Annotated in this window: 21 protein-coding genes; 9 read left to right on the top strand and 12 right to left on the bottom strand. The window is 68.4% G+C overall.

Going from position 1 to position 20,811, the window contains the following annotated elements; translation table 11 throughout:
* Positions 1–3: 3 nt before the first annotated feature.
* Genes KA712_20295 through KA712_20285 form a run of 3 tightly spaced genes read right to left on the bottom strand, consistent with a single transcriptional unit; the run spans position 4 to position 2,074 of the window.
* The gene (locus KA712_20295) at positions 4–591 is read right to left on the bottom strand and encodes a cytochrome c family protein (protein MCG5055311.1); all 588 of its coding nucleotides are present in this window, start codon (positions 589–591) and stop codon (positions 4–6) included.
* Positions 588–1,265, bottom strand: a complete 678-nt coding sequence (locus KA712_20290; protein ID MCG5055310.1) for a respiratory nitrate reductase subunit gamma — start codon at positions 1,263–1,265, stop codon at positions 588–590. Before KA712_20290 ends, KA712_20295 begins: the two co-directional genes overlap by 4 nt.
* A complete protein-coding gene (locus tag KA712_20285) occupies positions 1,262–2,074 on the bottom strand; it encodes a cytochrome c (GenBank protein MCG5055309.1) in 813 nt (270 codons plus the stop codon). Before KA712_20285 ends, KA712_20290 begins: the two co-directional genes overlap by 4 nt.
* Positions 2,075–2,324: 250 nt before the next feature.
* On the opposite strand from KA712_20285, the gene KA712_20280 reads away from it, so the two are divergent.
* Entirely contained in the window at positions 2,325–2,507 is a 183-nt protein-coding gene (locus KA712_20280) for a CPXCG motif-containing cysteine-rich protein (GenBank protein ID MCG5055308.1), read from the top strand.
* Positions 2,508–2,567: 60 nt separating this feature from the next.
* Here KA712_20280 and KA712_20275 read toward each other — a convergent pair whose 3' ends face one another.
* From KA712_20275 to KA712_20245, 7 genes are all read right to left on the bottom strand, one after another.
* Positions 2,568–3,917, bottom strand: a complete 1,350-nt coding sequence (locus KA712_20275; protein ID MCG5055307.1) for a Gfo/Idh/MocA family oxidoreductase — start codon at positions 3,915–3,917, stop codon at positions 2,568–2,570.
* 247 nt (positions 3,918–4,164) lie between these two features.
* Complete coding sequence (locus KA712_20270; GenBank protein MCG5055306.1) at positions 4,165–5,235, bottom strand: LamG domain-containing protein; 1,071 nt, start codon at positions 5,233–5,235, stop codon at positions 4,165–4,167.
* A gap of 62 nt (positions 5,236–5,297) precedes the next feature.
* A complete protein-coding gene (locus tag KA712_20265; GenBank protein ID MCG5055305.1) occupies positions 5,298–6,179 on the bottom strand; it encodes a hypothetical protein in 882 nt (293 codons plus the stop codon).
* Positions 6,180–6,229: 50 nt separating this feature from the next.
* Entirely contained in the window at positions 6,230–7,141 is a 912-nt protein-coding gene (locus KA712_20260; GenBank protein MCG5055304.1) for a hypothetical protein, read from the bottom strand.
* Entirely contained in the window at positions 7,116–7,814 is a 699-nt protein-coding gene (locus KA712_20255; GenBank protein MCG5055303.1) for a hypothetical protein, read from the bottom strand. Before KA712_20255 ends, KA712_20260 begins: the two co-directional genes overlap by 26 nt.
* Before the next feature lie 110 nt (positions 7,815–7,924).
* Positions 7,925–9,511, bottom strand: coding sequence for an aldehyde dehydrogenase (NADP(+)) (locus KA712_20250; protein ID MCG5055302.1), 1,587 nt, complete (start codon positions 9,509–9,511; stop codon positions 7,925–7,927).
* Entirely contained in the window at positions 9,508–10,230 is a 723-nt protein-coding gene (locus KA712_20245) for a GntR family transcriptional regulator (GenBank protein ID MCG5055301.1), read from the bottom strand. Before KA712_20245 ends, KA712_20250 begins: the two co-directional genes overlap by 4 nt.
* Before the next feature lie 71 nt (positions 10,231–10,301).
* On the opposite strand from KA712_20245, the gene KA712_20240 reads away from it, so the two are divergent.
* Complete coding sequence (locus tag KA712_20240) at positions 10,302–11,135, top strand: fumarylacetoacetate hydrolase family protein (GenBank protein MCG5055300.1); 834 nt, start codon at positions 10,302–10,304, stop codon at positions 11,133–11,135.
* A 14-nt stretch (positions 11,136–11,149) separates the two neighbouring features.
* On the opposite strand, the gene KA712_20235 is transcribed toward KA712_20240, so the two are convergent.
* Positions 11,150–12,217, bottom strand: coding sequence for a hypothetical protein (locus KA712_20235; GenBank protein MCG5055299.1), 1,068 nt, complete (start codon positions 12,215–12,217; stop codon positions 11,150–11,152).
* A gap of 124 nt (positions 12,218–12,341) precedes the next feature.
* Here KA712_20235 and KA712_20230 point away from each other — a divergent pair, with 124 nt between their 5' ends.
* The 5 genes from KA712_20230 to KA712_20210 all read left to right on the top strand — a co-directional run bounded on the left by KA712_20230 (position 12,342) and on the right by KA712_20210 (position 16,645).
* The gene (locus KA712_20230) at positions 12,342–13,487 is read left to right on the top strand and encodes a hypothetical protein (protein MCG5055298.1); all 1,146 of its coding nucleotides are present in this window, start codon (positions 12,342–12,344) and stop codon (positions 13,485–13,487) included.
* 14 nt (positions 13,488–13,501) lie between these two features.
* Positions 13,502–14,596 (top strand): metallophosphoesterase, encoded by a 1,095-nt coding sequence (locus tag KA712_20225; GenBank protein ID MCG5055297.1) that lies wholly within the window; start codon positions 13,502–13,504, stop codon positions 14,594–14,596.
* A gap of 120 nt (positions 14,597–14,716) precedes the next feature.
* Positions 14,717–15,145 carry a hypothetical protein gene (locus KA712_20220; protein MCG5055296.1) on the top strand — a complete coding sequence of 143 codons (429 nt, stop codon included), beginning with the start codon at positions 14,717–14,719 and terminating at the stop codon, positions 15,143–15,145.
* 117 nt (positions 15,146–15,262) lie between these two features.
* Positions 15,263–15,790 carry a hypothetical protein gene (locus KA712_20215; protein MCG5055295.1) on the top strand — a complete coding sequence of 176 codons (528 nt, stop codon included), beginning with the start codon at positions 15,263–15,265 and terminating at the stop codon, positions 15,788–15,790.
* 147 nt (positions 15,791–15,937) lie between these two features.
* A complete protein-coding gene (locus tag KA712_20210) occupies positions 15,938–16,645 on the top strand; it encodes a hypothetical protein (protein ID MCG5055294.1) in 708 nt (235 codons plus the stop codon).
* 12 nt (positions 16,646–16,657) lie between these two features.
* On the opposite strand, the gene KA712_20205 is transcribed toward KA712_20210, so the two are convergent.
* On the bottom strand, positions 16,658–18,274 hold the full coding sequence (locus tag KA712_20205; GenBank protein ID MCG5055293.1) for a CotH kinase family protein: 1,617 nt from the start codon (positions 18,272–18,274) through the stop codon (positions 16,658–16,660).
* 248 nt (positions 18,275–18,522) lie between these two features.
* Between KA712_20205 and KA712_20200 the strand changes: the two genes are divergently transcribed.
* Positions 18,523–19,488, top strand: coding sequence for a VWA domain-containing protein (locus KA712_20200; protein MCG5055292.1), 966 nt, complete (start codon positions 18,523–18,525; stop codon positions 19,486–19,488).
* A 104-nt stretch (positions 19,489–19,592) separates the two neighbouring features.
* The gene (locus KA712_20195) at positions 19,593–20,699 is read left to right on the top strand and encodes an alkaline phosphatase (GenBank protein ID MCG5055291.1); all 1,107 of its coding nucleotides are present in this window, start codon (positions 19,593–19,595) and stop codon (positions 20,697–20,699) included.
* The last annotated feature ends 112 nt before the right edge of the window (positions 20,700–20,811 follow it).

Below are 20,811 nucleotides of genomic sequence, written 5' to 3'. Positions count from 1 at the left end.
GCGCTAGCGGTGGCAGGCCGAGCAGTCAGTGGGTGGTTCGAGCGTGCGGCTCACGATCGCATCGGGGGTGGCGAAGCGTTCGAGCGGCAAGGTGGCGAGCGGCGTGGGCGCGGCCGGGCGCTGGGCACGCATCTCGCGATGGCAATCCAGGCACCAGCCCATGCTCATGGTCTCTTTCTGTTCCACGCGCACCATCGTCTCCACGGGGCCGTGGCAACGCTGGCAGGCGAGGCCCGCGGACATGTGGCTTGCGTGGTTGAAGTACGCAAAGTCAGGCAGGCGGTGCACCTTGACCCAGGGGATGGGGGTGTCGCTTTCCACGAAGCGCTGCAGCTTCTGGATCTCCGGAGCGTCGGTGCGCACCTGCGAGTGGCAATTCATGCACACCGACGAGGACGGCACGCCGGCGTGGCGGCTGCGTTCGGCGCCGCTGTGGCAGTACTGGCAGTCGAGCTCGTAAAGCCCCGCGTGCAGCGCGTGCGAGTAGGCGACGGGCTGCTCGGGCATGTAGCCCTTCTGTGTGTTGAGGGGCCCTGCGATCTCGCACCCGCTGGCGACCAGCATGACGGCCAGCCATGTCGAACGATTCATCGGGCAGCCTCCCCGGGCGCGGCCGGCGCGGCCTCGGCGATCCGCCGGGCCACGCCTTTCACGGGAAAAAGCTCTTCCCAGTCGAGTCCTGCCATAGGCCAGCTGGCCACGAGCGCCATGAACACCAGCACGTGAAGCTGAACGGCGAAAGGACTTGCCACGATCGAGGCCGGCTGCGGCTCCATGACGAAGAGCGAGCGCACGTACGGCACCGAAACGTAGGCGTACCAGGCGGTGATCCAGCGGTAACGAACCGTGAGGTAGATTCCGAGCAGGCTCGAAAGCAGGAGCAGCGCAAGCACCAGCACCCGCGTTTCCTGCTGCGGCACCCCGGCCCGCAGCGCCGCCCAGCGCTGGCGCAGCCGTGCGCCCACGCCCCAGGAAAACAGCATCGCGCCCACGAGGCCCACGGTTTCGATCACGGCCACCCGCTCGAGATCACCCATGAGCGCGCGCATGGCCCCGGGGGCGAGCGCCGTGGTCACATGACCCACCACCAGGGTGGAAAAGCCAATCAGAAGCGCGCCCTCGGAGGCGGCCGAAATGCCGCCCACCCGGGGTCCGCGATCGTTGCGCAGGATGCCCCAACGGTACATCCAGGCGGCGAGGAAGCCGAAGACGGCCATGTACGGCATGTACGTGAAAGCCACGGCGGCGATGGACGGGGTGTTCATGACGGGGAATCCTCGGAACGCGGGGCAGGGCCGGGCTTTCCACCGCGACCGTCTTTCGACCGGGCTCGGCCCCAGACGATGACGAAGCCGCCGAGCGCGAGCGCCATGCCTTCGAGGCCCAACCAGAAGAACTCGCCCTGCTCCTTGGGGGGCGTGCCATTGCGGGACAGGTCGGCGAAGTACGCCTTGAGCGCATAACGCTCGTCCTCGGTGAGCGGCGTTTGCGCGTACACGGCGTTCATCACGGGCGGGCTCATGTCGGCCAGCAGCGGGTCGAGCGCGCGCTCGCCCAGGCGGGCATAGGCGAACGTGAGGTCGGGCCCCAAGCTCCCGCCGCCCATCAGGCCCGCGCTGCGCACGTTGTGGCAAACGAAGCAGGGGGCGCCGCCCTTTTGGAAGCGGCTCTCGCCGAAAAACAACGCCCGGCCGGTGGCGATCTCCTCGGGGCTGCCGTCGGTGCCCCACTTCGGGCCGAGCGCAACGGGTTGGCAGCCCCCCTTGGCGGTACAGGCCGTCAAGTAGCCCCACAGGCCGTCAACGTCTGCGTCCTGCAGGCCAAGCTCGGGCATGCGAATGCCGTACTCCTTGAGGAGCCCCGTGGCCACGGGATCGCCGCTGTCGATGACGGCGCTCGGGTTCTTCACGAACGCGGTGAACCAGGCTTTGTCGCGCCGGTTGGTGACACCCAGCAGATCCGGGCCCACCTTGCGCCCACCGCCGATGGTGTGGCAGGTGGCGCAGGTCTCGGCGAACTTCAGGGCCGCGGGCTCCGGCGTTTCCGCCGCATGTCCTGTGCCCGTCGCGGCCATCGATGAGAAGGCGCTCAAGGCGGAGAGTAATAGGGTAAGGGGTCGCACGCTCGTGCGGGCCCCTGGTGCAACGAGCGGGCCACCTCGAAACGCCCCGATTTGCCCCTAAATCGCGCGAACCCTGCGCGAAGGGGGGCGCCTGGCCGCAGCGGCTGCGGCTTCACTTCTGCGAGCGCGCGGCACACGGCCCGCACCCGCCCCACACGCACGTCCCCTGGGTCCTGGGCTATGCTGGTCAGCGAGGCCCCTGATGAACGAAACCGTAACCTGCCCCTTCTGCGGCGAGCCCACCGAGGTGATGATCGACGTCGAGCCCGAGAGCACGGGCACACAGAGCTTCGTTCAGGACTGCGACGTGTGCTGTCACCCCATGGACGTCACGGCGCACGTGGACGACGAGGGCGAGGTGGCGGTGTGGGTGGAACGAGGCTGAGGCCTCCAGGAGGCCTTGCGCGCCGCCGACGCGCAAGGCCCGCCCGGGGCCCGGTGAGGCTCACCCGAGGCGCAGGGTCTGCTTGCGGTCGTCGAAGGTGACGCGCTTGCCGGTATCGATCGCTGCCTTGACCATGATCACCGCCAGCGCGTGGTTGTAGCCCGCGCGGATGGGGGCATTCGGCTGCTTCCGCGAACGCACGCACTCCATCCAGTTGCGCACGTGCGCGCTGGTGAGCACGTCGGCGCCGGTGTTGGCAGCGGTGGTGACCTTCATCTCGGGCAACTTGCCCTTGGCCAACATGTTGGGTTCCATACCCATCGGCTTGGCGTGCTCCGCGGTCAGGCCGCCATCGGGATCGATCGTGTTTTTGTCGAGGTCGAGTGTACCTCCGTTGGAGTAGTAAACCTCTTTCGTCCCGCCCGCCGCGTTCGTTTGCCGGGAGGAGTACGTGACCTGGAATCCCTTGTTTTTGTCGTCGAGCGGACCGTAGTCGAACACGGCCGTGAGCGTGTCGAAGTTGCGACGGCCGTCTTTCCACAAATAGATCCCGCCGTTGGCCACGACGCTGCGGGGGTGATCGTAGCCCGTGAACCAGTGGACCGTGTCGATCTGGTGAACCATCCACTGGCAGGGGATGCCGGAAGAGTAGGGCCAGAACAGCCGGTACTCGAGGTGCTTGCGGGGGTCGAACTTCTCGAAGGGCATGTGCATCAAGTAGCGCTTCCAGTCGGTGTCTTGCTCCTTGAGCTTCTCGACCAACTCGGGGCGGCGCCACCGGCCGGGCTGGTTGACGTTCCAGCTCATCTCCACGGCCACGATGTCACCAAACTTGCCCGAGCGGATGTAATCGTTGGCGGCCATGTAGTTCGTGCCGCTACGGCGCTGGGTGCCGACCTGAACGATTTGCTGCGACGCCTCCACCGCACTCAAGACGGCCTTGGCGTCCTTCAGCTTGTTGGCGAGTGGCTTTTCCACGTAAACGTCGCGCCCCGCTTTCACGGCCTCCACGCAGTGCATGGCATGCTGAAAGTCGGCCGTGGCGATGATCACCGCGTCCACGTCTTTACGGTCGTAGAGCTCCTCGTTGTTGCGGGTGGTGACGACCTTCTGTCCGTACGCCTCCTGGAAGTGACCCTCGGCCTCGGCGCGGCGAAGCGACCAGATGTCCGAGACCGCGACGAGCTCCATGTTCAGCTCTTTGGCGTGGCTCTGGAACGCGGGGATCAAGCTGCCACGGGCGCGGTCGGCAAACCCCACCACGCCCACACGGACGCGATCGTTGGCGCCGAGAATGCGGGCGTAGCTCGAGGCGCTCCGCAGCGCCACCGCGCCGGCTACCCCCGCCGCGGCCGTGGTCTTCAAGAAATCGCGACGCAAGAAATCGCGACATTCGTAGGTCTTGGTCATGCAATCGGCTCCGGTGTCGAGGGCTGCAACGCTTCCGACGGGGACGAGCCCCCGCGGCATTCAGCACGGGTCCGAAAACGCGCAGCAACAGAAGAAGTGTTCCTGGCATAAGGAGCAACGGCCCGGAAGTCAAGTCAGGGCCCCGGGGGGGGGCCTCCCGGGCTGCGTTCCCCGCATGACGGTCCCTCAGCGCGGGATCTGGATCACGTTCGTGTAGCGGCGCTTCCGCGTCCAGGCGCCGGCCGGCTCAAAACGTCAGTCGTTCCGCGCGCAAGCGGATGCGCCCCAAGGTCACAGCGTTGGCGGGCAGATCCACGGATACGCCGCTCAACGAGCGGTGATTCGAGGCCCCAAAGATCCAGGGCTCTTCGTTGCCCACGATTCCCAACGAAGAGTTGGTTCCGCAGGTGATGTCACCGATGACTCCCCCGTTCACCTTGGGGTCGCGCCCATCGTTCTGCCGCCCGTTGATGTAAAGCTCGGCGCGGGGCGGGCCGAAGTTCACGGCGACATGGCTCCATGTATCGCGGGGCAAAGGTGCTTCGGAACACAGGACCACCACGTTGTTGTCCTCCGTTCCCGCCTGATTGGCTTGAATGCGCAGCACCAGCACGTTGCTCTCGAGGAGCGCCACGAGGAAATGTCCAGATTCTTCCGTCCCTCGCAAGTCGCGCACCACGAGTCCCCGCGTGCTTTCGGCAGGCCCCGGCAGCACCCAGAAATCCACGGCGCCCGACGCCAGGGCGAAGGCCGGATCGTGCGGAACGAGGACGTGCGCCGATCCCGTGGAGGGCCATCGAAGGGCGCCCCCGCAAGCGCCCGGGGCGCCCGCCACCGACTGCAAGTTGCCCTGGGCGATGCCGTTGCGCCCGCCCACCACGTCTCGCACCGTGCCGTTGGCGAAGTCGTCGAAGGGCCACACCGAGAGGCTTCCGGACGTGACGTCGTCACAGGTTTCGGTGGCGGGCGGAGGGCCCGCGTCGGGTGGAGGATCCATCACGGCTGCGTCGGGGGGCACGCTGGGCGCATCAGGAGGCGCGCCGGGCGCGTCGGGCGGCACACTCGCGGCATCGGGGGGGACACTGGACGCATCGGGGAGGACGCTCGCGGCATCGCGGGCGTCCGTCGCCGTACCGGATGCGTCCCGTGGGTTTGCCGACGTGGCCCCGTCGTCCGGGCCGCCGTCGGCCTGCGCCGTGGCCGGCGCATCGACCTCGGTGTTCGAGACCTGCTCGTAGCCAAGCCGGCCGCAGGCCATCGTCATCGAAGCCCAAAGACCAAGGGCGATCACGAGCTGGCTTCGCGAAGACCACGCCATCTCTCTGCCTCATCGTCAGACGGGCAGGGACGCTGAATGGCGCATCCCGCAGGAGCCCAGGCTCAGTTCGTCGTGGCCCTGCGCTCGGCCCACGCCCGCAGGGCCGATGGGTCGCGCGTCTCACGCAGCCCCAGCGTCATGTGGTTGACGCCCGTCATGAGCGCGTCGCCCCGCTCGCGTCCGAAGCCCCACACCGTCATGCCCCCCGTTCCCTCTCCCATGCGAAAATACGTGTCCATGTGGGCGTCGTCTTCGTGGTGCACGAGCACGAGCGTACGCGTCGAGAGCCCGTCGGTGAAGGCAACCCACTCGGGCCCCGGCAGGTCGGCGGTGTGTTTGTCTCGTTCCACCTGCAGCGGCGCGGGCGCCGCCGCCAACCACAGCGTGTCCTGCGCGTCGATGTGCCCACCGGGCGTGCCCTCGTAGAGGAACCAATAGGACTTGTCCGCACGCAGCACGGCCAGCGTGGCTGTGTCGGGCGTGATCGTCCAGGTGAGCTCGAAGCCCGCGCCGATGGATCGGATCACCACCTCCTCGGCCGTCACCCGTGCAAGCTCGCTTTGCATGACGAGCTCACCGTCGGTGCCGTAGCCGGGGTGACAACAGCGGCCAAGTCCCAGGTTGGGGATGCCCCGAAACGCGCCCTCTGGGCCCGCCCCTTCGTTCCAGCTGATCCAGTCGTGGCCGTCGCGGTCGATGAGGCTGGCGAACCCCGCCCCTAGCCGGTGGTACACGTACGTGAGGGCAGGGGGCCCCGGCTGCGTGCCCGTTTCGACGCGGAACGCGGGCTGGCCCCGAAAGTCGTCGATCGGGCTGACCCGCACGAAGCCCGTCGGCTGCGGCACTTGGGGGGGCGAAGGGGGCGGCGAGGCATGGGTGGTGCACGCCGAAGCGAGCCCGAACAGCCCGAAGGCGAGCGCAGGGAGCCAGGAAGAAGGGGTCACGCGGTCATCTCAACGCACAGGCCGACCTGCGTCAACCGGGTGAACGTCACTTACGGCCCTGTCACCAGGTATCCGTCAGCGCGCAGCTTGCCGATATCTCCGTCAGCCGAATGGGTGCCTGGCCCGTCGATCATCCCGCCCAGCAGCAACCGCCCCCCGGCGAGCGGGAGAGCCAAGCGGGTTTGGTTGTGACGCGGCCCAGAGGGCACCGGGAGGGACGCACCGAGCCCTGCGGTCGGCGACCACACCCGAGCAAAGCCGGTGGCCGCCTCCGACACGCTCGCCCCTTGCGGGTTTTGCGTATAGCCCTGCGCGCCCACGATCACGAACCGCGTGGTGTCGAGGGGAACCACCCCGAAGGCGATATCGCCCCGGTCGAGGTCGATGCGCCAGCTCTGCACGGCCCCCGAGCCGCCGTCGATGCGGGCCAACAACACGTCGTGCCCCGTGCCTTGCGGGTTCCACAGCTCCGTTCGCCCCGCCAGCCACACCGCCCCTGGCACGGCGTGCAGACTCTGGAGCTCGTCGTGCGGTTCCAGCTCGTCGCCCGTGGCGGGTATCTTGACGACGCTCGTGCCCAGCCTCACACCCCCGGCGGACAGGCGCGTGACATACGAATCGAGGCCGTCGGGGTCGGTCGCCAGCGTCTCCCCGAAAGTGTTTTGGTGCGCCCGCACCAACGAGCGCGGCGAGATCTCCGGGTAGCGGACCCCCACGTAGATCAAGCCCTCGGGCCCCACCGCCAGGTGAACGGCGAACTGTGCACCTACGAGGCCGAAGGTGTCGTAGCTGCCTCCGGTGAGACCGATCGCAGGCATCGCCAGCGGGGGAACCACCAGCGTGCGAAAGGACTGGCCGAAGCGGTCACCGCCTTCGTAGGTGAGCCCGTAGGCAAGCACCGCGTGGCGCCCGGTGCGCGTGACCAAAACCACACGTTCACCCGCCGCGGCGATCCGACCCACGTCGTACGTCGAGCGCGTGATGGGACCATCTGGCGGGGGGAACGCTGGCGGGTCCGTGTCGACCGCGGGGATCGTTCAAGACGAAGGTGCCGAGCAGGGCGCCCTCGGCGTCGGTGCGCTCGAGCGAAAACCCCTCGTTCGAGGCGAAAAGCAGCGTGGTTTGCCCCGAAGGGTGTACGGCCACGTCCAGGAGATACCGCAGCCCCGAAGAGCCCCGGCTGCGCACCACACGGCCGTCCGCTTCGATCCAACGCACGGAGCGCGCCGGCCATCCGTACTCGGTGGTGAGATGTAAAGGCCGTTCCAGCACCACCACGAAGCGCTGCCCGCTGGCGAAGGCCTTGATCGGGAACTGCCTCTCGAAGCGTAGATCCACGTGTGCTGGCGGATGTGCGTCGCCCGGTCCGGCGTCCGTGGGGTCGCCCGGTCCGGCGTCGAGGCCTGCATCCGCAGAGCCCTCGCCTCCGCCGTCTTTGGCCGCGTCTATCGGCGTGGCGGGGGCGTCCCCACACGAAAGACACGCGTCGAACGCCGCCGCGTCCCCGGAAAGGGCCGCGTCCTCCCACGGAGCGTCCGCGGGCCAGGGCGAAGCGTCCCCCGGTGCGGACGTGCCTCCGTCGTCACACGCGCCTGCCAGCAGAACGAACCCCAGCGCAATGAAGAAACGCCTCATGGTCTCGGTGCTCCGCCCTGCGGTCTAGCAAACCACCGCAGGGCCCGCTGCCTGGCTTCGAGCGCCCTCGTGCGGTGCCGTTCGTGGGCCGCACGGAGGGGCCGCACGCCCTAGGGCGCTTCGTAGCGCCCGTTCACGACGCGGGTGAGACCAAGCGGGTTATCGTCGCGGAGGGACGGCGGCAGCAACGCAGGCGGATGATTCTGGTAAGCCACGGGCCGTACGAAGCGATAGAGGGCGGCGTGTCCGATGGACGTGAAGTGCCCGTGCGTGGTGGCCGGGTAGGGCCCCCCGTGATGCATGGCCGCGCACACCTCGATACCGGTGGGGAAGCCATTGACCACCAGCCGCCCCACCTTCGGCTCGAGCGCGAACGCCAAGCGCGAAAACAGGTCGTGTTCGTCGTCGGTCGTGTGGATCGTGGCCGTCAATTGCCCCTCGAGCCCGCGGGCCGCTTCGAGCATCTCCTCCACGCTCTCGCAGGTGACCAGCACCGAGATCGGCCCGAACACCTCGTGCGCCAGGTGGGGTGTGGCCTTGAAGACGCGCCAGGGCACCTGGAACACGTGGCCGCCGGCTTGCCCGGGCGCTGCTGCGGCTTGCGAGCGCGTGACCAGCTTCACGCCGGCCGTGCTTTCCAGCTTGGCCACGCCCGCCTCGAAGGCCTGGCAGATGCCCGCGTTCAGCATCGTGGACGGCGCAAAGCTCGCCACGGGGTTTGCGAGCGCGTCGACGAAGGCCGCGAGCGCGGGCCCTTCACACGCGAACACGAGCCCCGGGTTCGTACAGAACTGGCCCACACCCATCGTGAGCGACTGCACGAACTGCGAGGCGATCGTGGGCCCGCGCTGCGCGAGCGCATCCGGCAGCACGAACACGGGGTTCACGCTGCCCATCTCGGCGTAAACCGGGATCGGGCAGGGACGCGCCGCCGCCAAATCGAACAGCGCGCGCCCTGCCTTGGCCGAGCCCGTAAAGGCCACGGCCGTCACCGCTGGGTGTTCCACCAGGCGCCGCCCGAGCTCCACGCTGCGGCCGTGCAACATCGAGAACACGCCCGCCGGCATGCCGGTGTCGCGCGCGGCCTGCACGAACGCCGTCGCAAGCAAGTCGCTCGTGCCCGGATGGCTCGGGTGCGCCTTGACGATCACAGGGCAGCCCACGGCCAGGGCCGACACGGTGTCGGTGCCGGCGGTCGAGATGGCCAGCGGGAAGTTGCTGGCTCCGAACACCACCACCGGGCCCACGGGCACGAAGTGGCTCCGCACGTCCGGGCGGGGCAGCGGTTTGCGTTCGGGGTCGCCGCGGTCGATGCGCGCGCCCACCCAAGACTGCGTCCGGGCCAGCTCGGCAAAGATCCGCAGCTGTCCGAGCGTTCGGGCGCGCTCGCCCTCGAGGCGCGCCACGGGCAAGCCCGTTTCTTTGTGGGCGGTCTCGATGAGGTCGGCCCCCAGCGCCTCGATGCGCTGGGCCACGGCCTCGAGGAAGGCGCCCCGTTTTTCGCCGGGCAGCGCGCGGAAGGGGTCGAAGGCCGCCTCGGCCGCTGCGGCGGCCCGATCCACCTCGGCCGCCGTCGCTTCGGGATATACGAAGGGCAAAGCGGTCCTCGTCGCGGGATCGAAGGCCTCGAAGGTAGGCGCGTGGGGGTCGGCCGACAGGACGCCGGCAATGAAGTGAGCTTTTCGGTTGGTCGTCATGAGGATCTCAGAGCGTTTTTCTGGGTTGCAGCGTTGGCGAAGCGTTCCAGGCTGTAATCGCGGAAGGCGCGCAGGGCATGGGCGAAGCCGCGCACGATACGCGCCTTCGGGCCCGCTCGCATGAGCGCGAGCATCTTGCGGTGCTCGGCCACCACCTGGTCGAACGCGTAGGCCGAGGCGCGGGGCAAATCCCGGATGAGTCCGTAGCCGAAGAAGCGCACCGACACCCCGCAGAGCACCTCTTCGAGGATCGGGTTGCCCGCGTGGTGCCACAGCGTTTTGTGGAACGCCACGTCGGCTTCGGCAAAGGCCCGCATGTCCTTCCGGGTGCCGGCTGCTTCGAGCGCCGCGCACCGCTGTTCGAGCGCCCTGAAGGCGGCCTCGTCCTGGCGCTCGAAGATGCGAACGGCGGCCTGGGTCTCGAGTGCTTGCCGGATCTCGAAGATGTGCGTGACGTCCTCCGCCGAAAGCTCGGCCACGAACGCTCCCCGGTTCGGCTCGAAGCGCACCAGCCCCTCCTTGGCGAGCTGCCACAGCGCCTCCCGCAAGGGGGCGCGGCTCACGCCCAGCTGGGCCGCCACGCCGAGCTCCACGATGCGCTCTCCGGGGGCCATCCGGCCGTCCAGGATGAAAGCCCGCAGCTGGTCGGCGATGGGCGTGCGCAGCGTCTGCCGGGGAATCGGCAAAAGCGCGCTGCGGGAGAGGGGACGGGCGGCCATGGTCAGGATTGTCGACAATCGACAGGGCACATGGTAGCAACCGAGGCCTCGGAAGCCACAGGAGTCTTTCCATGCACATCTTCAACACGCCCTCGGGCCTCGTCGGTTTCGATGGTCACCAGCACCGCGCGCTCGCCGGCCTCCATCTCGACGGTTTGCTCTCGTCCGCGGGGGCACGGGTCCGCGCAGAACAGGCCTTCGCGCAAGGTGAGGTGGTGGAAGCGCCCGGGACCCTGGAGGCCCCCCTCGGCACGCAAGAGGTCTGGGCCGCGGGCGTCACGTACTTTCGCAGCCGTGTGGCGCGCATGGCGGAATCCGAAGCCTCGGGGGGCGGCAGCTTCTACGACCGCGTGTACGAGGCCGATCGCCCCGAGCTCTTTTTCAAGGCCCACCCAAGCCGGGTGGCCGCGCCGGGCGCCCGCATGCATCTGCGCCGCGACAGCCGCTGGATGGTGCCCGAGCCCGAGCTGACGCTGGTCATCGACGCCACGGGGGCCGTGGTGGGCTACACCGTGGGCAACGATCTCTCCGCCCGCGACATCGAGGGCGAAAACCCGCTCTATTTGCCCCAGGCGAAGGTGTGGGACGCCAGCGCTGCAGTTGGGCCCGCTTGGTACCTTACGGACGGCCCGCTGGCTCCCGAGACCGAGATCACGCTCGAGATCCTGCGCGGCGGGCAGGTGGTGAATGCCGACAAGACCACGCTCTCCCAGATGCGCCGCCGCCCCGACGAACTGGCGCGCTACCTGTTCAGCGAAATGTCCTTCCCGGTGGGCTGCCTCATGATGACGGGCACGGGCATCGTGCCGCCGGATGACTTCACGCTCGCACCGGGCGATGAGGTGCGTATCGGCATCGCGCCCATCGGCACGCTGGTCAACACGATGGCGCTGGCGGGGCGCTGACGCCGCCCCTTTGGTCAGGGGCGCGCCACCACGCAGAGCTCCTGCCGGTTGTGGGCGAGCTGTTTGGCACGCACCCGGGAAAAGCCCATGCCTTGCACCCGCGCGAGCAGCGCGGGCACGTCACGGGCCATGCCCCAGTCGTTCAGTTTCAAGGTCAAAAGGGCGCCCGCGAGCGTGCCCCGCAGGGTGCTGACGAGGCGCCGGAGCTGGTGCAGCGCCACCTGCGGCGCCACGTTCACGTCGAGCAGCAGCCAATCGATGCGCGGGGGTAGGCTTTCGCGGCGCACTTCCGCCAGTGTCGATCGCAGGTGCGTAAAGCCCGGGTGGCGCAGCACCCGTTCGTCCATGTCCCCGGGATCCACACCCACCACGGTGAGCCCCCGGCCGAGCAGCGCCCAGCTCGCGCCGCCCGGCGCGCTGCCGACCTCCAAGGCCACCTGCCCGGCGCGCAGGGGCAGGCGACCAAACGCCAGGCCCTCTTCGAGCTTCAGCCAGGCCCGCGAGGGCGCTTCCGGCGGCAACGTGAACGAAGGCCGCCCCCCCGGCCAGGGCGCGTGGGTGGGGCCGTGCACGTGAAGGCCCACCAAAAAGGGCTCGTCGCCTGCCACCACCACGTCGATCACCAGGTCCCCGGGCCGCGCCCGCGTCTCCGCAAAGAGCGCTCCCGGCGGGAACGCCGCTTCGACCAACCGGCGCACGGCCTCGGCGGCAGGCCCGTAGCTGTCCCCAGGCGCTTCGTCGCCCGGTTTGGCCCGGTCGCGCTCGAAGACTGACAGGCGGGCGGGTACGCCTGCGGCCTGTAGCACGGGGGCGACCAGCGCCACCACTTGCTCCGCGTTGTCCGCGCGCCCGATCGAGGCGCCATGGTGGCGCACGAACACGGCGTCGAGCGGCTCGTCGGGGGAGATCGGTGCCTCGGTTTTCCACGTCACCAATCCGGGGCGGGAAAACGCAAACCGCCACCCCGGCTTGAGGCGCGCCACCTCGGCTTTCACGGCCGGCTCGGCCCCCACCTGGCACACCCCGAAGGCGAAGGGGAGCCGGGGAAGCGCGGGCGCGGCGAGGCGAGGGGACCGGGGCATCGGGCCGCCACTCTAGCAGGCGACCCCTCTCGCCCCGGACCGCGGGCGGCGCGTGCGGTTCCTGCGTCTTCGGGCCCGCACCCCTCGTCCTCTGCGCCCCGCGGGGGATTGCTACGCTCCTGCCGTGCTTCGCTTCGCGTTCGGTTGCCTGCTGGCCTGCTCTCTCGTCGACGCCGAAGCCCGCGCGGCCCCGCCGCCCGCGCCTGACGTGCCCGCCACCGAACCCGGCAGCACCACCGGCGCACCCCCACCCACCCTCAGGCGCGGGGTGGTGCCCGCGGGCGCGGCGCTCGTGCCCGGCCTGCTCTTGCACGGCGCCGGTCACTTTGCGGCGGGCGACTCCCGCACGGCGCGCCGCCTTCTCGTCGCCGAGTCTGTGGGCGTCGGGGCCCTCGTCGGCGGCGTCTTGGGGCTGGCGTTTTCGGGGGCCTCTCGGCACACCGTCGAGCTGTTTGCGTTGACCACCATGGCCGGGGCGGGCTTGTTCATCACCAGCTGGCTGGCGGACGTGTACGGCATCCTGGCACCGGCCGGGGGCTTCGGGCGCCCGCTGGCGCGGCTGCCGTGGCTCTCGCTCTCTGCCGGCGTTCGCTTCGTGGACGATCCCACCTTGTCGAGCCGCCTTTACCTCACGCCGGCGCTGGACCTGCGGCTTGCGCGTTGGCGGCTGTCTCCGGCTGCCTTCGTCGCTCCCGGGGGCGAGACCCTGCGGGTGGCCTTCGACACCGCCGTTCGTGTGGTGGGCCCGCGCGCGGATCGTCCCGACGCCCGCGGCACCTCCGTCGATCTGGTGCTTGGCCTCTTCCACCACCGCCACCGCGAGGCCTCGACGCGCGTGTTCGATCCGGCGTACGACCTGTCCAGCCTCGACCTGCGGGTCGAGTCGCGCGTGGCCCTCGCGGCCCTCGCGCCTTCGCTCGCTGGCGCCTTCGTCGACGCCTCGGCCGGTCTCGGCATCGGCGCCTACCAGTACCCCCAGGTGGACGCGGCCGAGGCCCAGGGTGTGCTCATCGGCGGGTTCGGGTTCGGCGCGTTTTTGGGCCATCACCCGAGCCGCCGGGGCACATTGCGCTTGTTCTACGAGCACCGTCACGATGGGTTCGCCGGCGGTCTCAAAACGCCCGGCCTGGGCAGCGGCGCGCTGGGACATTTCGGTGCGGAGCTGGTGGCGTTCCTGTCGCCCCGCTTCGGCCTGGTGGCCGACGTGCAGGCCGGCGCCGCCTGGGTCTGGGGGTTAGCCGTGGTTCACAGAATGGGAGAGCTGCAATGAGCGCGCGTGGGCGTATGGGGGGGATCGGGGTCGCCCTGCTTGCCGGGGGAGCGCTCACGGGCTGTCTCGACGTGGCTGACGCGCGGGCGCGTCGCGACGCCGAGGTGGGGCAGGCGGCCTCTGGGGGGCTTGCCATCGCCGTCGACGAAGGCCTGGCGGCTGTCCGGTTGCTGGCACCCGACCGCATCGTGTTGTGGGGGCAGGCGCCGTCGCTCGGCCTGACCCTCACGATCCCGCCCGGAACCCCCACGCTCAGCCTCACGTTCGACAATGCCCTGCCCGATGCCGTGCTGAGCGCCCCGGAGGGCCCGCCCGGCCTGGCCCTCGTGCCCGAACCCACGCTCGTCGCGACGCAACGGCGCTACCAGCTCCTTGGCCTTCAGCCCGGACCTTTGCGCCTGGTGCTGGCCCCCCCGGACGCCAACGCCTCCACCCCGTTTCGCTTCGCGGTGTTCGCGGACGTGCAAGAAGCCATCGGCCGGGTCCAGGACCTTTACCGCCGCATGAATCAGGACGAGACCCTCCGGTTCGTGGTGATGAGCGGCGATCTGACGGAGAGCGGCTCGGAAGCGGAGCTCACGCGCTTTCAGCGGGAGATGCAGGGTCTCGGCATCCCCATCTTCGCCACGCTCGGCAATCACGAGCTGGGCGTACGAGACACCTTGTTTCACGAGCACTTCGGACGCGGCAATTTCCGTTTTGCGTTTCACGGCGTGCAGTTCACGCTGCTCGATTCGGCCAGCGCCACGCTGGCGCCCCAGGTCTACGGCTGGCTCGATACCTGGCTCGTGGACGCCCGCGATCGCTTGCACTTCGTGTTCATGCACATCCCGCCGCTCGATCCGGTGGGCGCGCGCAACGGCGCCTTCGCGAGCCGCCTCGAGGCGGCGAAGTTGATCTCGTTGCTGGCCGCGGGCGGCGTGGACCTCACGATCTACGGGCACGTGCACTCGTACTACGCCTTCAGCAACGGGGGCATTCCGGCCTTCGTCACGGGGGGCGGGGGCGCGATCCCCGAGCGGCTCGACGGCCTCGGCCGGCACTACCTGGTGGTCAGCGTCGATCCGGCGGAAGCCCGGCTGGAGACCTCCCTGGTCCGCATCGAGTGACCGCCTGCGAGGTGGGGCGCACGGGAGTGTCGGTTGCCGAGACGCCCGTCTGTCGCACGGAATGTAACGTCGAAATGTCTTGACGGTAAACGTCGAGTGTCTAGAAATAGAGGTACGAACATGGCCCACGGCAGTCAGGACCCTCGAGCGACCCCGGCGCCCCCCCGCACAGTGTGGGCCGCGCTGCTGTTGGTGCCACTCGTCCTGGCGTCCTGCGTGGCGCCCGCGGCCAGCCGGCCCACGAACTGTCCCCGGGAGGGCTCGGGCGAGGAGGCCGAAGAGCCCACGAAGCCGTCCAAGTCATCCGGCGAGAAGGCGGGGTCCGAGCTTGGGTCGTCGTGCTGCGCCGAACTCGAAGCGCTCACCCGCCGGTCCTCGTCGGCGCGCTTGCGCGCCCCCCGAGGGCAAAAGGCCCACAAGACGCCCCCGCCGTTTTTCGAGACGTCGCTGCTGCTCGCCACGGCGCAGCCGGAGGCCGCCTTCGCAGGCCCGCCTCGCCGCTTTCCCCCGATCCCAATCCTCCTGCACAAACAGTCCTTTCTGATCTGAACCGGCCCGATCGCTTCGATCCCCGGGCGTGGGTTTCGTCCCAGCTCGCTTCCGGGGGCACCGGTTCAGGGACTTGTCGGAACGCAAGACAAGCAGTTCAGAAAGGATACGTGTGTCATGAAGGCATCCAAGGTTATTTCGGGTTCGGTGTTGGCTCTCTCCCTCTCCTTGCCGGCCTCGTCGGCCTTTGCCGACGACGTCAACGAAACCGACGTACGGGAGCGCGCTTACCCCGTTGAAGCGGCGACCTACACAGGGGCGCAAAGCCCGGCCGAGGCGCTGCGGACGTGGCAAGACAAGCTGGCCACGTACCGGCGCATGGGCAGCCCGGCCGTCAAGTCGGGCCTCGTGGAGCGTGCCCAACGCGAGGTGGCCCGCTACCAGAGGTTGGTCGATGAGGAGGCGGGCGTGGTGAAGGCCACGCCCACGACCTCGCCCGAAGCGGCGGGGCACGAGGCCCGCGTCGAGCGCCTGCGCCGCATGGGGGGCATTGCCCACAAAGTGGGGCTCGTACAAGAGGCCGAGACCCAGGCCCGGAAGGCAGGTTCGCAGAAGGGGCTCGTCGAAACGAACGTGTCGGTAGGCGAAAGCTACCCAAGCTCGGGCAAAACCATCGAGTCGGTACGGGCGCGCTCGTCCAGCTGAGTCAGAGCAGGGAACCTGGGGCCGCGCTTGGTCGATGGACCAGGCCGCGGCCCCACGGCCGTTTACGGCTCGATGGGCGAAGCGGTGAACAGGACCGGCGTTTCCGGATGGTGGCGCCGGCCGCCCAGCCGCTATGGTTTTCGGGGCATGCCCCTCGACGAGTACCGCCGCAAGCGGAAGTTCGACGTCACCCGCGAGCCCGAGGGTAAACCGGTGCGGGCGCGCCGACCAAAGAAGCTGTCCTTCGTGGTGCAAAAGCACCGCGCCACGCTGCTCCACTACGATCTCCGGCTCGAGTGGAATGGGGTGATGCTGTCCTGGGCCGTGCCCAAAGGCCCCTGCTACGACCCCAAGGTGAGGCGCATGGCCCGGCAGGTGGAAGATCACCCGAAGGAGTACAACACCTTCGAGGGCATCATTCCGGCGGGGGAATACGGGGGGGGCACCGTAATGATCTGGGACCACGGCCTCTGGGTCCCCGAATCGGAGGATGTCGACGCGGCCCTCGCCAAAGGCGATCTCAAGTTCACGCTCGAAGGGCAGAGGCTTCGGGGCTCGTGGGTGTTGGTCCGTACCGGCGCCAAAAGTGCTCCTCCCGGCAAGGACTGGCTGCTCATCAAACACCGGGACGGCTGGGTGAGCGAACAAGATGTGACCGCACTTTTCCCCCGTTCGGTGGTCAGCGACCGCTTGCTGATCGAGATCGCGCGCGACGAAGGCGGAGACATGCGCAAGGCTGCTGATGGCGACCCGCGTGAAGCGCTGCAAGCGCTCCTCGATGACCCTTCTCTGCTGACACCGCCGCGGAAGGGGCGGAAGAAGGCCGTTTGGCACGTCAAGCCGAAGCTGTCCTGAGGCGCTCGGCCCTCAATTGGCAAGCTGAGACCTGACGATCGCCGCTCGCCGAGGAAAGTAGCCGTCCAGGAGCCAGTCGCGCTCGCGGAGCCAGTCGTCGCGGGTGTAGGGCTGGCTGCGGGCGCTGTCGCCCCAGCGCGCCGCCTCCAGCCACACGGCGCTCTCGATCTCCGCGGCGCGTTTCCTGTAAAGCTCGGCCGGCCGGCCCCCACCCAGCAAGCCGGAGGGGCCCAGCAACGCCGCGGCACGGGCGCGCACTTTGTCGCGGAAGCCGGCGTGGGCGCGCAGCGCCTGATAAAGCTCGCCCGGCCCGTTGGCCGCATCGACCTGCGTTCGGTCGATCTCCACTTCGCTCAAGGTTCGTTCGGCATCCCAACTGTGGAAGCGAAAGCGTCCGCCGTCCGTGCGTTTGCGGGTGGCGTACCAATTGTGCTGTGGCCAGTCCGTGTTCCCCACGAAGAAGTTCAGGATCATGTAGTCGATGAACCCGTCCACATCGACAAGGCGGGCCACGTCCTCGAAGGCGGCGTCGTCGCGCACCCCTCGTCGCACGCGGTTCATGAGCGTGTTCCACGCGGTGGCGTCACCATCCACCACGTTCGCGCCGTCATGTCGAAGGGCATCGTATTCGCCGCGTTGTCCGCCGAGGTGCTGTGCCGCAAAGGAGGCATCGGGGCGCTCGTGAAGATTGTACATGCCCCAGTAAAGCCCGTTCAGGTACAGATGAACGAAGCGCCCGTGGGGCGCCAAGCCGCCGAGGGCGTTTTGCAGATCGGCCACGAACTGATCGCGCACGAATTGAGCCTTGATTCTCTGCTCGTGCTCCGGATGCACCCACGTGTAGTTCAACCCGGCATCGAGCACGAGGGTATCGAACCGGTTCACGCGGCTCCCCGTGAACAGCGCTTGCTCGAGATCACTTGGGCCGTAGAGGCTCTTCCACAGAATCCGTATCGAGAGCTTGGGCGACTTCCAGTTCTGGGTGCTGGAGTTGCCCTGGATGCGGGCGCCGGCATTTTCTTGCCAGTCGTCCACGCCGCCCGCGAACATCTCGACCGATACCGGCCTTTCCCAGGTGACCCCCGCCTCGGAGGGATTCATGTAGATACCCTGGTCTCCGAACAGGTCCGGGAGCGCAAACACCAAAGAGACCGTGGGCAGCGCGGCCAGCGCAGCGGTCGCTGCCGCCGCAGCGGGTAGCGCTCGGGCGTCAAGGGCATAGTCGGACTCCCGGGTGTCACGCGCGCCCCAGACCGTCGGGAAGCCAGCGGGCCGGGTGGGTTGCGACAAAACGTACTTGGGAAAAACGTAGGTGTGTGTGGCCACGGGACCTCCCACCTCGGCGACGCGCAGTACCACAGTGCCCCGCCCCTCCGCGCCCGTGATCTGGAGGGGCTCGCTGTAGGGACGGCCATTGGCGGCGGAGGGCGTGCTGCCGTCGAGGGTGTACACGAGGCGGCCCGGATCCCGGGCCTTCAGGGTGACCGTCACGGGGCCGTCGTAGAGGCCTCGCCCGGGGCAGGCGGCAGGTCTGTCGGTGGGTGAGCAGGCGTCGTTCGAGGGCGCGGCGCAGCTGCCGAGGGCGAGCGCGGCGCTGAGGGCAAGCGCGAGGAAGCACGAGGGACCCACGAATCCATGGTGGTGGGGCGAGCCTGGGGTACGCAAGCATTTCGTGAGCTCGTTTTTCCCTGGGCAACCACTAACCGGGAGAGGGGCCATCATCCCGGTCGGCATGTGGGAGTTACCGCGAGGTGTCGGGACGCCCACAGCGCGGAAAAAAGCGTGCACTTTTTTTTGACGGTGGGCGATGCTGAACGGCCCTCATATCAGACGGGGAACCTGAACCCCGGTCGGGCATCTCGTGAAAGGACCTCATCGTGGCAAAAGAGTGGCGCGTTCCGTGGTTTCAAGCGTGTCTCGCAGCAGCCTCCATCTCGGCGCTCGCTTCCTGCGGGGCCAGCAACGACCCCGGCTCGGGAGGTGGCAGTAACGGGGGCGGAACCGATCCTGGTTCGTTCCAGCCCGATTTCGTGGACAACCTCAACCCGACCCCCAACGGCGGGGGAGGCCGTCCGGGGCCCGGCGGCAGCGGGTCCGAGTTCGGGTCTGGTTGCAAAAAAGTCGATCTGGTGTTCACCGTCGATAACTCGAGCAGCATGACCGAAGAGCGGGAGGCGCTCGCGCGGGACGTGTTTCCTGCGTTCGCGAAGGCCCTCAAGAACGTCGGCGGGGGCCTCGAGGACTACCGTGTGGGTGTCGCGGACGCCTGCCCTTCACCTGCGAGCCTTCACGTCAAGGGCACGGGCGGCGCCTGCAACTTCGACGGGGGCCAGGTCTGGATGCAATCGAGCTCGCCCAAGCTGGACCAGGAGTTTGCGTGCGTGGGCGCGATCGATTCGAGCGACGTACAATGTTCGGGGAACAACGACGACGAGCAGCCCGCTTCGGCGGCAACGGCCATCGTCGAAGCGTCCCTGACCGGGAAGGGAAACGTTGGCTTCGTACGCAAGGACGCGCTCCTCGTCATCGTAGCCATCACGGACGAAGACGAGCAGCCGGCGCCTCGCGCCTCCGTCGAGGAACTCTTCAACCGCATGAAAGCGCTCAAAGGCAATGACGTCTCACGCATGGTCTTTTTGGGGATTGGCGGCGCCACCGACTGTCGGGGCGTCTATGGCTCGGCTGACGAGGCCGAGACCCTCAAGGAACTTACGGGTCGCTTCGAGGCGGCCAACCGGGGCGTGTTCTGGGATCTGTGCACCGGTCGTCTCGAGGACGGCCTGACCAAGGCGATGACGGTCATCAACCAGGCGTGTGAGCAGTTCACGCCCGTCGTCCTGTGACGGTAGGACCGCAAGAGCCAGCGCCCTTCGCCACGCCCGCGTCCCATCGCCGCCTGGTCCCCCCCGCTTCCGAAAAGGTCCCGGAACCGAGGGGGCTATCGGTTTTGGTGGTCGCCTTCGTGGCCGCCCTGACCAGTTGTGCGTCCAGCGACAAAGCCTCGCCGGAGGGACTGGTCCCGCAGGCCGTCCTCGACGCAGGCGAGGGCGACACCCAGTCCACGCTGCGGGGCCCCCTTGTTCGTGCGCGCAATGTCGTTCTCTTCATCGGCGACGGGATGGGCTTTGGGCATCTCGATGCCGCGCGTTCGTTTGCGAACGGGAACACGGCGCCGCTCATCATGGAGACGCTGCCGGTGCAACGGCGCATGGACACCCGCAATGCGCTGGGCCAGATCACGGACTCGGCCGCAGGGGCCACGGCCTTCGCCACCGGGCGCAAGGTCAGCAACGCCGTGCTGAGCCTTGCCCTTCCCGGCGATGGCCGACCGCTGGCCTCCGCCCTCGAACTGCGCCAGGCCTCGGGCGCCGTCACGGGGCTCATCACGCGCGAGACCCCCATCGTCGATGCCACACCGGCTGCCTTTGCGGCGCATCGTCCGAGTCGTTACGATGCGGCTGAGATTGCCCACCAGATCCTCCGCGTCACGCGGCCTGATTTCGTGGCGGGCGTCGCCGCCCCCTTCGCCGACGTGACCGCGGCCTTGGAGGCGGGGTATTTCACCCTGGCGGGCGCCGACCCCTTGGGGTTCGTCTCCATCGCTCAACCGGGGCTTCATCGCGTGGCCTGGCTCTACGAGGATCGCCATGCCCCGCCGCTCGATGAACTCACGTCCACCGCCCTGGCGTTTTTATCCCGCCACGAGGGAGGGTTTTTCCTGATGGTCGAAAACGAAGGGACCGACACGGCCGGCCATGCCAACGACCTCGCGCACATCGTCGAGGCAGTCCTCACCTTCGACCGGGCCGTGGCCCGAGGCCTGGCTTTCGCCCAGGCGCGGCAGGACACGCTGGTTTTGGTGACCGCCGACCACGAGACCGGGGGCGTTGCCATTGATCCCGGCACGGCGCGGGCAGGGCAGCTTCCCCAACACTCCTTCTCCACATTTGGACACACGAGCGATCACGTGCCGGTGTTCGCGTTTGGCCCGGGGGCCGAAGAACTGCCTCAGTTGGTCCAAAACCACGAGCTTTTTAACTGGTTGGCACCCTAAGTGAGCCGCCAGGCGCCCGGCGGAGAAGGATTCTTTTCTTTTCTTGCAGGGATTGCCTTGGAGCGAACACATACTGGAACACTGAAGATGATGTTGCACGGTTGTCACCGGA

The sequence above is a fragment of the Myxococcales bacterium genome, assembly GCA_022184915.1.
Taxonomy (GTDB): domain Bacteria; phylum Myxococcota_A; class Polyangia; order Fen-1088; family Fen-1088; genus JAGTJU01.
This window is presented reverse-complemented; position numbering and strand designations above follow the sequence as displayed.

Excerpts from the sequence above, each read along its gene's own strand:
- KA712_20275 (MCG5055307.1), bottom strand. The coding sequence starts at position 3,917 with ATGACCAAGACCTACGAATGTCGCGATTTCTTGCGTCGCGATTTCTTG.
- KA712_20295 (MCG5055311.1), bottom strand. The coding sequence starts at position 591 with ATGAATCGTTCGACATGGCTGGCCGTCATGCTGGTCGCCAGCGGGTGC.
- KA712_20240 (MCG5055300.1), top strand. The coding sequence starts at position 10,302 with ATGCACATCTTCAACACGCCCTCGGGCCTCGTCGGTTTCGATGGTCAC.
- KA712_20235 (MCG5055299.1), bottom strand. The coding sequence starts at position 12,217 with ATGCCCCGGTCCCCTCGCCTCGCCGCGCCCGCGCTTCCCCGGCTCCCC.
- KA712_20220 (MCG5055296.1), top strand. The coding sequence starts at position 14,717 with ATGGCCCACGGCAGTCAGGACCCTCGAGCGACCCCGGCGCCCCCCCGC.
- KA712_20245 (MCG5055301.1), bottom strand. The coding sequence starts at position 10,230 with ATGGCCGCCCGTCCCCTCTCCCGCAGCGCGCTTTTGCCGATTCCCCGG.
- KA712_20280 (MCG5055308.1), top strand. The coding sequence starts at position 2,325 with ATGAACGAAACCGTAACCTGCCCCTTCTGCGGCGAGCCCACCGAGGTG.
- KA712_20210 (MCG5055294.1), top strand. The coding sequence starts at position 15,938 with ATGCCCCTCGACGAGTACCGCCGCAAGCGGAAGTTCGACGTCACCCGC.
- KA712_20285 (MCG5055309.1), bottom strand. The coding sequence starts at position 2,074 with ATGGCCGCGACGGGCACAGGACATGCGGCGGAAACGCCGGAGCCCGCG.
- KA712_20255 (MCG5055303.1), bottom strand. The coding sequence starts at position 7,814 with ATGAGGCGTTTCTTCATTGCGCTGGGGTTCGTTCTGCTGGCAGGCGCG.
- KA712_20215 (MCG5055295.1), top strand. The coding sequence starts at position 15,263 with ATGAAGGCATCCAAGGTTATTTCGGGTTCGGTGTTGGCTCTCTCCCTC.
- KA712_20225 (MCG5055297.1), top strand. The coding sequence starts at position 13,502 with ATGGGGGGGATCGGGGTCGCCCTGCTTGCCGGGGGAGCGCTCACGGGC.
- KA712_20290 (MCG5055310.1), bottom strand. The coding sequence starts at position 1,265 with ATGAACACCCCGTCCATCGCCGCCGTGGCTTTCACGTACATGCCGTAC.
- KA712_20270 (MCG5055306.1), bottom strand. The coding sequence starts at position 5,235 with ATGGCGTGGTCTTCGCGAAGCCAGCTCGTGATCGCCCTTGGTCTTTGG.
- KA712_20250 (MCG5055302.1), bottom strand. The coding sequence starts at position 9,511 with ATGACGACCAACCGAAAAGCTCACTTCATTGCCGGCGTCCTGTCGGCC.